The organism is Oscillochloris sp. ZM17-4, from assembly GCF_019599295.1.
Taxonomy (GTDB): domain Bacteria; phylum Chloroflexota; class Chloroflexia; order Chloroflexales; family Chloroflexaceae; genus Oscillochloris.
Genome location: NZ_JAIEWN010000080.1, coordinates 1 through 12446 on the forward strand (window position 1 = coordinate 1; position 12446 = coordinate 12446).

General features: G+C 67.7%; 11 protein-coding genes and 1 pseudogene. 8 read left to right on the forward strand and 4 right to left on the reverse strand.

The window, feature by feature from the left end:
• Positions 1-1511, reverse strand: a pseudogene (locus K2Z83_RS29675) (hypothetical protein); the annotation flags it as partial.
• 620 nt (positions 1512-2131) lie between these two features.
• Here K2Z83_RS29675 and K2Z83_RS26705 point away from each other — a divergent pair.
• From K2Z83_RS26705 to K2Z83_RS26720, 4 genes are all read left to right on the forward strand, one after another.
• Complete coding sequence (locus K2Z83_RS26705) at positions 2132-2416, forward strand: hypothetical protein (protein WP_220598213.1); 285 nt, start codon at positions 2132-2134, stop codon at positions 2414-2416.
• A 1218-nt stretch (positions 2417-3634) separates the two neighbouring features.
• Positions 3635-5131: a hypothetical protein gene (locus tag K2Z83_RS26710; protein ID WP_220598214.1), complete on the forward strand. Its 1497-nt coding sequence runs from the start codon at positions 3635-3637 to the stop codon at positions 5129-5131.
• Positions 5103-5843 carry an ATP-binding protein gene (locus K2Z83_RS26715; RefSeq protein WP_370650285.1) on the forward strand — a complete coding sequence of 247 codons (741 nt, stop codon included), beginning with the start codon at positions 5103-5105 and terminating at the stop codon, positions 5841-5843. The genes K2Z83_RS26710 and K2Z83_RS26715 overlap by 29 nt, the downstream gene beginning before the upstream one ends.
• 19 nt (positions 5844-5862) lie before the next feature.
• A complete protein-coding gene (locus tag K2Z83_RS26720) occupies positions 5863-6567 on the forward strand; it encodes a hypothetical protein (protein WP_220598216.1) in 705 nt (234 codons plus the stop codon).
• A 29-nt stretch (positions 6568-6596) separates the two neighbouring features.
• Here the strand turns inward: K2Z83_RS26720 and K2Z83_RS26725 are convergent, their stop codons facing one another.
• Both K2Z83_RS26725 and K2Z83_RS26730 read right to left on the reverse strand, forming a co-directional pair.
• Positions 6597-7034: a PIN domain-containing protein gene (locus K2Z83_RS26725; RefSeq protein ID WP_220598217.1), complete on the reverse strand. Its 438-nt coding sequence runs from the start codon at positions 7032-7034 to the stop codon at positions 6597-6599.
• On the reverse strand, positions 7034-7255 hold the full coding sequence (locus K2Z83_RS26730; RefSeq protein WP_220598218.1) for a hypothetical protein: 222 nt from the start codon (positions 7253-7255) through the stop codon (positions 7034-7036). The genes K2Z83_RS26725 and K2Z83_RS26730 overlap by 1 nt, the downstream gene beginning before the upstream one ends.
• 106 nt (positions 7256-7361) lie before the next feature.
• Between K2Z83_RS26730 and K2Z83_RS26735 the strand changes: the two genes are divergently transcribed.
• The 4 genes from K2Z83_RS26735 (at position 7362) to K2Z83_RS26750 (ending at position 10953) form a co-directional block, all read left to right on the forward strand.
• On the forward strand, positions 7362-8345 hold the full coding sequence (locus K2Z83_RS26735; protein ID WP_220598219.1) for a ParM/StbA family protein: 984 nt from the start codon (positions 7362-7364) through the stop codon (positions 8343-8345).
• A 7-nt stretch (positions 8346-8352) separates the two neighbouring features.
• A complete protein-coding gene (locus tag K2Z83_RS26740; RefSeq protein ID WP_220598220.1) occupies positions 8353-8712 on the forward strand; it encodes a hypothetical protein in 360 nt (119 codons plus the stop codon).
• Positions 8713-9051: 339 nt separating this feature from the next.
• The gene (locus tag K2Z83_RS26745; protein WP_220598221.1) at positions 9052-9501 is read left to right on the forward strand and encodes a hypothetical protein; all 450 of its coding nucleotides are present in this window, start codon (positions 9052-9054) and stop codon (positions 9499-9501) included.
• A 30-nt stretch (positions 9502-9531) separates the two neighbouring features.
• Complete coding sequence (locus K2Z83_RS26750) at positions 9532-10953, forward strand: FtsK/SpoIIIE domain-containing protein (RefSeq protein ID WP_220598222.1); 1422 nt, start codon at positions 9532-9534, stop codon at positions 10951-10953.
• A 322-nt stretch (positions 10954-11275) separates the two neighbouring features.
• Here K2Z83_RS26750 and K2Z83_RS26755 read toward each other — a convergent pair.
• Positions 11276-12446, reverse strand: a 1171-nt coding sequence (locus K2Z83_RS26755; protein ID WP_220598223.1) for a CHAT domain-containing protein, incomplete at its 5' end; no start/stop codon positions are given.

Sequence of the window (12446 nt, forward strand, 5' to 3'; positions counted from 1 at the left end):
AGGCCGCCAGCATCGTCGCCCTTGCCGTCGAGCAGGATGAAGCCGTGCGGGATGAGCTGCTGGCAAAAGCCGGCCAGGGCCTGGGACTTCCCGGCGCCCATGCCGGCCGTCACATGGAGAATCTCGTGGAGCGCACGCAGGGGGAGCCCGACCGGGGCGGGCTGGCCGCGGTCATCGTGGGCATGGCCGAGGGTCAGCCAGTCAGTGGCCCCGGGCGGGACGAACGCGCTGGCCGGGGCAGGCAGGATGCGGTTGGGCAGCCAGACCAGCTCGGCGTCGGCGGGGGCGGGGACGGCCCAGAGCGCGCTGAGCTCGGTGGGGGTGAGGGTGGCGGGCGGCGCCCAGAGCGCGGGGAGCAGCCGGGGCGGCACCAGCGGCCAGGGCGGGTGGCCGCCCGCCCGCGCCTGCGGGGCGCGGGGCGCGGCCACCCGCACGATGCGCCGGCCGGGGCGCAGCCGCTGGGAGCGCGCGCCGAGCGGCGGGGTCGGGGCGACGCTGCGCAGCGGGGCGAGGGCGGACGCGACGCTGGCGAGGAGCGTGTGGGCGGCCGGCAGCGCCGCGCGGTTCTCCAGGAGGAGCACGACCCGCACCGCCACGTGGGCGGCGGGGCTGGCGGCGCGGGCGGCGATCGCCTGGCTCGCCGCCGCCCCGCCGGGGGTAGCCGGGTGGCGGCGCAGCACCGCCAGGGCGCGGCGGGCCAGCGCCTGGCGGTGGGCCAGGGCGCGCGGCGGCTCGGCGGCCAGGGCCAGCTGGATCTCGGCGTGGAGGACGCCCTGCGGACAGCGCAGGGCGCTCGCCAGGGCGGGCAGCAGACCGAGCGGCTCCGGCGCGAGGGGCAGGTGCGCAGGGGCGGCCAGGTGCATGGTCTGCATGACGACGATGGTGCCGGGGGGCGGCTGGGCCAGCGGGTCGGCGACCGGGTCGAGCTGGGCGGTCGGGTCAGCGGCGCGCAGGGCGGCGCGCAGCGGGTGGAGCCGCGCTGGGAGCGCGTCCGGGGCGGCGGCCAGGCGCAGCCCGAGGGCGGCCGGCTGGTTGGGGGCACGACTGAGCGTGAAGCTTGTCGCGCCCGGAGCCTGGGTGATGCCAGCGAGCAGGCACGCCCAGAGCGCCGCCGGGTCGGCGGCGGCCCCGGCCAGCCGCCGGCGCGGGTGCAGCGTGCGCACCTGGTAGGTGGCGGGCGCATGCGGTGGCCGGGCGGCGGCGTGAAGCAGGGCGGCCAGGGCGAACAGCAGATCCAGGCCGACGACCGCCAGGCCGGCGGCGGCCGCCCGGCGCAGGGCCAGCTGGACGGGGGGGGCAGCGAACCGGAGCAGCAGGTCTGCGCCGGCGCGCGATGCCAGGGCGGCGGGCGCGGCGGGGTCGAGTGGCGCGGCCAACGTATCCTGCGCCCATGGCAGCGGCTGCGGGCGCAACCACGCCGAGCCGATCAGCAAGCCCAGCAGCAGCAGCAGAACGAACCAGAACAGACGGCGTGGCAGGTCAGGGTGCGCCGGGAGCGGCGCGCGGGCCAATGAGATTATTCAATTGGCACCAACCACCCTCGCGGTGCTGGAGGCGTACCTGTCACATGTCCGCAATCCAGCCGGCTATCTCGTACAAGGGAGCCGCCGGAACCGCCAACTGAATGGCCAGCCGATCAAGGATCGCTCGATTTTTGAACAAATCCGAGCACTTGGAGCCAGAATCGGCTTCCCAGATCTCGCCCCGCGAGATTGTCGTCACTACTGGGAACGCAGGCACCAGCAGTAATCTCGCCTGGAGTCCCTGCGCGGAACCTGGTATCATGTTCCAAGCACAATCAAGGCGATGGTTTGATAGAACCAGCAGAGATAAAGAGGGAGATATGCGCGTAAGCGATCCGTACAGAGAGGAGTAACAACAACGCGCTACCCATCAGCTTGCCGGCAGGGGGCAGCGCGCCGTTGACCACAAACGCAACCAACCCGGGAAGGTTTTCGCGCTCGTGTGACATCGTATTGTACGGGCTGGACTCTTGATCGTCAACTCTTTTCTGGGGAGGCGACGTGACCCAGCACCCGATTCGCAGGACAACGCACGCGCAGCGCCGACGGAATAGCAATCGCCACACGCTGCATTCGCGCAGCCATGCAAGCAATCGCTGAGGAGTCCCGTGCCAGCCTTCATCCTCTCCATCGCCGTCAGCGGCATCATGTTCGTGTCCGCGCTGCTCGCCTTTGCCCGCCTGGGGCGTGGTCCGTCCGAGGATCCCTGGAAGCGTCGGCGCGATCAGGTCACCCTGGAGTTGCTCCGGGCATATCCGCATCAACGATACAAATGGATCGCGAGCCAGGCACTCGAACAACTCGCCGATGAGATTCCCAGCGACGAGATGATCACCGAGGAGACCGTATGCAACGTCTACCGGCGCTACCGCCACCTCATCGACAACCGGTAATACAAATCGGTACGGAGCGCCTGCTCGCAGGTTCTCCGTACTTTACTTTGTTAATTATTTTACCGGTCATTTTGCCACGTATTTTACCGCACCTCAGCGCAAAAACGTGATAGATTGTTCGCACATGTGATCACAGCGCCCATCAACCATAGGCATGGCTATGCATACTGAACGGTTGACCATCCGCATCGCGCCCGAAGACAAAGCGCTCCTGCGCGATCTCGCCGCGATCAGCGGCGAGGCGATGAGCATTGTTCTCCGCCTATCATCAGTGAGACCCTCTTCGCAACTGCGCAGGCCATTCGTGAGGAGCGCACCGGCGTTCACGGCACGCCAGTGCAGCACGGCACTGCCTGGCTCACCAGCGTGCTCTGGTGTGCGCACTGTGGCAGCAAGCTGTGGCATCAGTTGGGTATACTAACGAGGTCTGAGTACGAGCGGAAGGTTAGGGACGCGGACAGCAAAAAAGACCAGACGCCGGGAGGCGTGGCCTTTCATGTGCAGCGGGCGCTACAGCAGCTTGCGGATATCCCGCGACTGCTTGAGAAGGCATCCCCCCAGGAGCGGCTGGCGCTGGTCAAGTCCCTGTTCGACCGTATCGTCGTCGAGGACCGCAGGATTACGGAGTTAATGCCGCGCGCGGATGTTGGCCCAGTACTCGCCGCTCTGGTGCGGGTTTTGGATGGGGTGCCTGATGGGTCTCATCACCTCCATCTAAAACCCGGCACGGCCTACGGCCTGCTGTGGTCTTCCCCGCGCGCAGCATAGCTCCTTCGGGAGCGAGGCTGTGGCCGCGCATCGTCAGGATCGCACCAATACGCTGAAGTATGACGCCTGGGTGGCATCTGTCACCACGGGCTTTTCGGCGTCTCCAGCGTCCCGACTCGCCCTCATCATCTCTGCGCCCCAAGGTATCTCACTACAGAGACGGCTTGGGGCGCGTGTGATGCCTGTGGCCCATTGCCAGCGCAGTGGAAAGGAGTTGTCGATGCCACCATAAATCATGATCCGGAGTGCGGCGCAGATAATCTTTCGGAGCGCAACGCCCGGGGAATCGTAAAGGCCCACCGACTTCTCAATGCCGCCAATCATAGTCAGGTGAGCCCCACCCCGGCCAGCCTATCGGACCGAGTCCGATGGTCTGGATTAGTGTTGTCTGCTCCATTATAGCATCCGCCGATCCCCTGTCAAGGAGGCGGATGCCCAGGAGCATGTGGGATGCGTACCTTTCCAACGTCTGGCCGCGCGCCGCAGGGGCGGCAGCGCGGACCGGCAACAACCGATATCGACCGAGCCGCAGTGCGGCCAGCACCCTACCTGCGTGTGCCCGACCGGCTGCTGCGGGCGTTTGCCCATGACCCATTGGCCGTGGGCGTCTACTTGGGGGTGGCCCGCTGCGCCATCGCCTATCAGGCGGCGGCCCCGCTCTCTCCGGCCGACTTGGCCGCATGGGGGAGCGGAGAGCGTACCCGCGACCTGGCGCTGATGCGGCGCATCCGCCGGCTGACCGACGACGGCTGGCTGGTCGCCGAGCCGGGCCGGGCGGTCAAGCTGCGCCTGCTGCCGACCTGGGGCGACGAATCGACGCCCTGGCAGCTCGACGACGGGCAGCTGGGGAAGCCGGATGGCCTGCGGACGCGGCGGGTGCCGCTGGATCTGCTCGATACCTACCTGGGGCGGATCGACCCGCAGTCGGGACGGACACCGGCGCTGATCACGCGCTACTTCGACCGGCCCTTGATCGGGCTGGTCGACATCGGCGTCTACGCGATCAGCCAGATCACGACGATCACGCCGACGAAGGCCTTGCTGGCCCTCGGGCTGCTGGGCGAGGACGGCCCGCAACCGCCGCAGCCACTGGCCGACCTGCTCGCCACTACGGCCGATGGGCAGCTGCCCATCGGTGATGCCACTGGTGATAGCACCATACGCCTGAGCATTCAGGGCCGCTACCGCCTCGGGGCGCGTAACGGATCACCGAACGGATCATGCAGCGGATCACTCAACGGATCACTCAACGGATCATGCACAACCACCCCTGATGAGGAGCGTTCTACAGCATCAGAACGGGAAGAAACGCCGGACGAAAATTCAGCCGCCGCTGCAGCATGGGATGGATGGGACAGAAGTACGGAAGGACATGAGTCCCCCACCCCCAATCGGGAGGACTCGACTCGCGCGGGGGGGCGGGTGATTCGCCTGCCGGTGGAGTCATTTCGCCGGACAGCGATTGACCCCGAGCACGCGCAGCTGCTGACCGCGATGGGTATTCGCCAGCAGCACACGCTGGCCCATGTGCCTCTGGATCTTATCCAGGCCTGGCAGAACGCGATTGCACACCCCGGTATGGCTGCCCGCTTCGATGACCCAGTCGCCCTAGCGGCCGCGCAGCTGCGACGGGAGATCGGGCCGCCGAGCGAGCGCGAGCTGGAGCGCTGGGCGCGAGGTAGCGCGCCGCGCGACGACGGCCGCCACTACGCGCCGGTGGTGGCCTTCGACGAGGTGCGCCACGCGGCCTTGCTCGCCCAGGCGCGGGGCATCGCCGGGGAGTGCGACGACCTGCTCATCGGGTTTGTGGTGGCCGCCCTGGATGCCGGGATGGATGAGATCAGCGCGCTCATCCACGCCCAGCGCGAGGTGGATCGCGCAGCGCGGCAGGATCCAGAATCCAGTGAGGAGGTGTACCGTGCGCTACGCGCCCGCGCCACCCGCTGAGCCGACCGGCCCGCCGGAGGCACCCGAGGTCTGCCCGATCTGCCGGGGGGCCGGCTGGCTGACCAAGGCGGTGCCCTATGGCGACTCAGACTTCGGCAAGCTCTTCGCCTGCCGCTGCACGCAGGCCGCGCAGGCCCAGAAGCACGCCGAGCGGCTGTCCCAGGCCAGCAGCCTGGCCGCCTTTCGCGACAAGACCTTCGCGGGCTTTGTACGGACCGTGTCTGGGGTGCAGCAGGCCTATCAACGCGCTCAGGCCTACGCGCGGCAGCCGATCGGCTGGCTCGGCCTGTTCGGACCCTACGGCTGCGGGAAGACCCACTTGGCTGCGGCGATTGCCAACGAGCTGCTCGCCCACCAGATCCCGGTGCAGTTCGTGGTCGTGCCCGACCTGCTCGACCACCTGCGCGGCGCGTTTGCACCCGATAGCACGGTGTCCTACGACCAGCGATTCGATGCGGTGAAGCAGGCGCCGTTCCTCGTGCTCGATGACCTGGGCACTGAGAGCGGCACGCCTTGGGCCAAGGAGAAGCTCTACCAGCTGGTGAACCACCGCTACAACGCGCAGCTGCCGACGGTGTTCACCAGCAACACGCGGGTCGAGCAGCTCGACCCGCGCATCGCCTCGCGCATGCACGACCCGGGCATCCAGGCGGTGATTGTCACCATCCAGGCCGCCGATTATCGCCGGCGCCGGGCCGAGCCGGCCGCATAGCAGAGGAGGAACGACACGTATGCAGGACACCGATGGGGCGGAACAGGTGGCTCGGCAGATCGCCGCACAGCTCGGCGAGACGGCCTTCGCGCCGCAGCGCCAGATCCAGCGGATCGTCACGGCGCTTGGCGTGACGCGGGCGCAGGCACTGCTCGCCGAGGCGCTGGCGGTCGAGGCGCGGGGCGGGCTGCTCCTGCCTGACGGCAGCCGGCGGCGCACGCCGGGCGGTGTGTTCTTCCAGCTTGTCAAGACGCGGGTGAGCGCTCGCCAGTGCTGGCTGCTCTTCCGCCGCTCGCCGCCCCGTCGGGCTAAACAAGCCCCAGCAGGAGCGACCGTGCTCGCGCTCACCTGGGCGGCCCGCCTGCCGGCGGCGCGGGAGGCCCAGCAGCAGCAAGGAGTCATCGACGACGTGAAGATCATCCTGGTCGGCCGGCCGGGGGTGGTGGTCTCCCGGCCCAACTGTGTGATCACCGCGATGTCCAGCACCAGAGGGCCGAGCCTGCCCAAAGGGCTGCCGGTCGCTCCAACCACCCCCACCAACTACACGGTCTACATCGCCCACAAACACTGGGCCGGGGTCGCCGAGGCGATGACCAACCCTGACGACTCGCTGGTCGTCGAGGGCTGGGCGGCCTTCGACCCGGAGTTGGAGGGGATTGCAGTGTTCGCGACCTTCATCACGACGCAACTGACCCGCACGGAGCGGAAAGGGCAACGGCGATGAGAGAGGATATGGCCAGGCCATCGGTCGGATTAATCGTCATCCGCCTCCTGAGAGGGAGACGCCAATCTGGTCAGGAATTGGGCCGGGGTCAATACGGGGATCGGCGAGGCTGTGTAGTCATCGGTGTTGCGGGTGACGATGATATTCAGGCCAGTATGCAGCGCTGCGGCGATCTGCACGGCATCTTCAAAATCAGCGGTCGCCGATCCAAGCGCGGCGCGCACCACCTGATCGTCAATCGCGCAGATACGCGTCGCCGCAAGCAGGTCGCCAATCGCCTGACGTGCATCAGCGGCGCCAAGCATCTTTCGGGCGATGTAGTAGGCGTTAATCGGGGTCATTGCGGCGATATACCGCTCGTAGCGACCCTGATCGCCAGCCTGCCAAAGCGCAAAGGCATCTGCGTAGAATGCGGCTCGCTTGAGCACGAGATCGAGGACAACATCCGTATCGATGAGCACACGCATTATGAATGCTTCTCCATCAGGTGCTCAAACCGGATGCGATCGATATCGTCGTCGGACAGATCGCTATCAGTCGGGATGATGCCCAGCAGTTGTTCGGCGGATCCTTGTGTCGCGTGGGTTTCGAGGTTCGTGCGGAGTGCGCGGCTCACGGCCTCTAAGAGGAGCAACTGCTCGTGAGTCGTCAGCTTAGGGATGGTGACGAGCATCTCTTCGACGGTCATGACATACCTCAACGCGACATAGCGGCCGCGATGCGCTTCACACGGGTTTCGTTTTCCATGGACATTGTACCATCGGCGGAGCGCCGATGCGGAAAGGACAGCAGCTATGAGTATGGCAGGACACGGCCCAAACATCGGGCACGGCTACGTGAAGTACGTGGTCATCGACGCACAGGGGAACGAGCTGGAGCCGGTGGTCTTCCCGGCGCTGATCGGCCGGGCGGGACGGAGCGTGACAGGTGCGATCGGCCGGGCCGAGACAGTGCAGGCGGGCGGGTCGCAATGGTGGGTCGGCGAGGACGCGTTGCTCGCCCCCTCGCCGCTGACCATCCTGGCCCAGGAGCGGCTGAGTGACCCGGCCTTCCTGCCGGCGCTGGTGCGCGGCGCGATCCAGCGCTTCGGGAACCTGAATGGCACGGCGAGCGGCGTCTGTGTCACCGGCTTGCCGGCAACCTGGGCCAGCGACCCCGAAAAGGCCCGGGCGCTCGGCGCGCATCTGCGCGAGGCCCACAGCGGCTACAGCGGCATCCGGGTCATTCCTGAGCCGCTGGGGCTGGTCTACGCGACTACCCTGGACAATTACGGCCAGGTGGTGGGCGACCCGGCGCTGCAGGAGGGCCAGGTCGCGGTGATCGATCTGGGCCACCACACGGTCGATGTGGCCGTGCTGCGGCGCATGGTGCCCGTGCCGACCGGGCTAGCGACCTTCCAGCTCGGTACGGCCCGCCCGCTCCAGCAGATTGGCGGGCAGCTCAGCGCGGCCTTCGAGCGCGAGCTGAGCCTCTACGAGGTCGACCAGGCGGTGCGAGCGCAGGCCCTGCTGGTGGCCGGGCAGGCGCGCCCGCTGCCGCGCGGCTGGGATCGCCCGCTGCTCCAGAACGGCGAGGCGATCACCGCCCGGCTGGTCGAATCCTGGGGCAGCGGCGCGCAGTTCGAGAGCATCCTGATCGGCGGCGGCGGGGCCGAGCTCGCCCCGCTCGTCGCGGCGATCCAGCGGCGCTTCGCCCACGCCCGGCCGGTCGAGCAGCCGCAGACCGCGATCGCGCGCGGGTACGCCCGGCTGGCCCGCCGGCTGGGCGCGCAGAAGTAGGCCGGCGATGACGACCACGATGCGTCTGCTGCCGGTGCGGGTCAGCGCCGAGCTGCGCGGGCTGATCGACCAGGTCGGCCCAGTGAATCCCGCCACCCGCGCCCTGATTCTGCTTGGCGCGGACGCCGTCGGCCTGGAGTTGCGCGGGCTGGAACGCGAGATCGCAGGGCTCCTCGCCGCCCCGCTCGATGCAGATGTACAGGCGCGCCTGCGACAGCTCTTCATCCGCCTGACGGCCACCGCACCAGCGATTGAGCGGCCTGACCCACCGTCACTGGCGGGGCAGGCCGCTCAATCGCCGGCGCACTCCCCAGCAGCGATGGAGGAGTCACCGGACCCCTTCGCCAGTGTTGGGATCGAGGTGTAGGAAGCATGGTGCCGGGATAGCTGCTGCGAACAGCCCCCGGCTCACCCCTGAGATCGCCTCCAGGGGCTTAACACAATCATAGCCCAAAGGAAGGGACGAACATCTATGCCAATCCGACGACGTATCACCTTGCCGAAGCGCCGCGACCGCACAGCCGCCGATCCGCCACCGCCGCCACCAGAGTCTGCTCCCGCTGCAGCTGCCCCGGCACGCGCGCCACGTGCCCGCCGCGAGGTCATCGACGATCCGCCGCTGCCGCCGCCCACCGCGATCCGAGGGCTGTATCGCCGCATTGGAACCACGATCGCGCTCGCCGGTGCAGCCCTAATCGGCATTCTCATGTGGTACTATGGCGGGGTCTGCTCGCTCGACTACCTGGGCGACACCTTCGCCAGCATTGCGACCTTTATCCGCAGCAGCACCTGGTGGCAGCACTGGTGGATCCCGCTGGTGATCTCGGCGATCGAGATCTTCCTCTGGCCGCGCCGCGAGCGGCGCTTGGCGATCTTCTTGCTTCGGCTCATCCTGTGGCTGGCCGTCCTGGCCTTCGACGTGTTCACCACCGGACGTGGCCTGCTGCCGATCATCTCGCCGCAGGTCGGGATTGCCGATGTGACGACCCAACACTGGGTGAGCGTCGGATTGAGCGGCGGTATCGGCTTCGCATGTGCCTACCTGCCGGAGAAGATCGCCCGCTGGGTGATCAGCGACCTCTGGAATCTCTGGCTTGCCCGGATCTGGCGCTGGCTGCGCCACGCGCGCCTACAGACCGAGGCCCAGTCGGTGTAACTGTCCAGATGAAGCGAAGGAGACGTGGCGATGGATGCGTGGTTCCGTGACCCCGGCAATCAGATCCTGGCGATGGCAGTGGCCCTGATGCTGGTCGGTATCGCGCGCCTGCCGCGTTTCCTCGCGTGGCTACAGCGGCTTGTCCCTGCGAGGATGCCCACCATGACGATGATCCGTCCTGCACCGTCCCTCCTCACCCGCCTCGGCCTGCGCGCACCTACGCTGACGCCTGCACCTCCTCCAACCCTCCCTGGTGCTGGCCAGGCCCTCACACATCCCCCAGGCATCGAGGAGTCCCTCGACTATATGCTCGATGCCTCGGCGGATGATCGCTACTTGCTCCCGCTCGGCTGGCAACTCGCCGCCGATGAGGAGCGCGATCTGGTGCATACCGCCCTGGTTGGCGAGACCAACCACGTGCTGATCAGTGGGGCCAGCGACAGCGGGAAAGACAACCTGGCCTGGTGGATGCTGCTCTCCCTGGGGCTTATCCATCACGACCCGGCCGAGCTCCAGGTCTGTGTCATCGATGGTAAGGGCCTCGACTTCCAGCCCTGGCAGGGCAAGGCCCAGACCTGGGCGCTGGCCACGGACCCCGAGGCCATCCCGGCGACGCTGCGGGCGCTGACAACGGAACGCCAACGCCGGCGGGACATCCTTGTCCGTGCCGGCGTCAGCAAGTGGGACCACTACCAGAGCGGAGATTTACCGCTTCTGGTGGTCTTCATCTCCGAGCTGAATCTGCTGGAGACCGCGCTGCGGCGCGAGCGGATGCGCAAGGACCGCGACCGAGCCCTCGACCTCGACCTCGACTCCTGGCTGAACACCGAGCTGACCGCCGGCCGGGCCTTCGGCATCCGCTACCTGATCGGGATGCAGACCGTCACCGGGATGGAGATGGTCTGGCGCTCGCAGATCGGCGTCTTCATGGGCGGCTACCAGCCTGACGAGTCGCAGGTGCGGCCGAACACCGGTAAGACCGCCAAGCAGATCGCGGCGGCCGGGGCCGTCTCGCCACACCTGCTGCCGCCCCCGCCGACCGGCGCTGGTGTGTTCACGGTCGTCAGCGGCGAGCAATGCGTGACCGTGCGCGCGCCCTACCTGAGCGACGCTGAGCGCCAGCGCTGGTTGGCCTACCTCCCTGATCGTCTGCGTGCTGAGGAGCCGGTTGAGCCGATCCTACAGCAGTATTTGGATGCCGAGTTTGAGGAAGTGTCTCTCGATACACCTATCGAGGCACTCCTTCCGCTCACCCCCACCGACATCGCCGCGATCGGCGCGCGCATCGCGCTGGGCCACACCAAGACCGCGATCGTCCGCGCGATGCCCGGCTACGACACCCGCCGGCACAAGGAGTTCGCCGCCTACCACGACCGCATCGCGGCCGACCTGGCTGCGCAGGGGCTTACGGGGCGGCGGGGTCGAGACGTGGTCTCGCTGGCTGAGGCGTAGGATTGACAGTGAGGCGCGGCTCCGGCGGCTGGCCGATACGACCCGGTTTCTGACGACGCTGCACCGGCGCGGTGTAGCCCGGATTTCACTCGTTGCAGTGATTAGCCCGCCATCACTACCTGCCGTCGCCTTCAGCGGGCGCTATGTGGCGACGTATCCGTCGGCCGCATTGCATATAGCACCAGTCTGCTGGGATCGCAGAAGGGCTGCTGCTTTGGATACGCATCTCTATCGGCTCATCTCGGCTCAGCGGTCTGGTAACGCTATTTCTCTGGACATCCGCTTCGGCAGTGCGTATCCCTCACACCGCAACGTGATCGCCTTACTCCCACAGCTGCCTTCCCCGCAGCCGGGTCAGCAGCGCGGGCGCCCACCAGTCGTGGCGATCACGAATTGATGCGCGGGCCTCGGCGACGGCCTGGTCGATCTGGCCGTGCTGCTGGAGGTTTTGGAAGAGCACGGGGTTGAAGGTCGCGGCGCTCTCGATCGATAGGTTGCCCTGCGCAGCGACGACCGCAGGGACTCCCGCCGCGATAAGCTGTGGCCCCAGGGCAGCGATGGCGTGCTCATCGCCGCGGCCCGCGCTGTTGCACACCGTCAGAATCGCCAGACGTGGCCGATGCTTGAGCTCGCGCACGCGTGTGATCAGCTCCGCAGCGCGCACCACCTCGGCGCGGCCGTCATCGCCCGCAAGGTAGAGGTGGGCCTCTGCGCCGATCATCCGCCCATGCGCCACGAGGTAGAGGATATCGTAACCGGTGCGGAGGGCCGGGCCAATCCGCCTGAGCGATGCGGCGTGGCCGGCGATCACGGTGGCCCGGCTCCCAAACGTGGCGCGGGCCAGCTCCGTCTCACGCACGGTGTCGATGGGGGAGAGGTTGAAGTCGGTCAGGTTGGTGGGTGCGGCGATGATCCCCAGCGCGCGCAGGGCCTGCCGATCGGGGCGGGTGATAGGCGCCCAGTCCGCGCTACCGAGCGTGCGCGCCATCCAGATGTGCTGACTCAGGGCCAGTGGATCGCCGCTGGTCGGATGGCACAAAGTCTCCCAGCGCAGGGCGTGCAGCTCTGGCGCGCTGCTGGCGATCCGCAGCTGGAGGCTGAGTGGCTGCCCCGCGCTTTGGGTGACGCTGAGCGCCTGCATGACAAAGTCCCGCAGCGCGCGATCAGCGAGCAGCCCTTCCGTCAGCAGCTGACCGTAGGCGCTGAGATTGAGCTCCTCAGCGCGCAGTGCGCTCAGATCCAGCACCGCCGGAGCTGGGCGCTGCGACGATCCGCTCAGCTCGACATCGCTCTGGCCGCGGCTCAGCCGCGCATCGACAACATAGCCGCTGTCTGCTCTGTGCAGGCCCAGCTCAAGCTCGGCCACCTGGGGAGCTGTCGCGGCAGAACGCGGTGCCACCTGCTGCGGTGTGGTGCCGATGATCGTGATCGGGCTATCGCTAATCCGCGCCCCAGCGTCGGCTCGCGTCGTCGTGCTCACCTCGCCTGGCGGG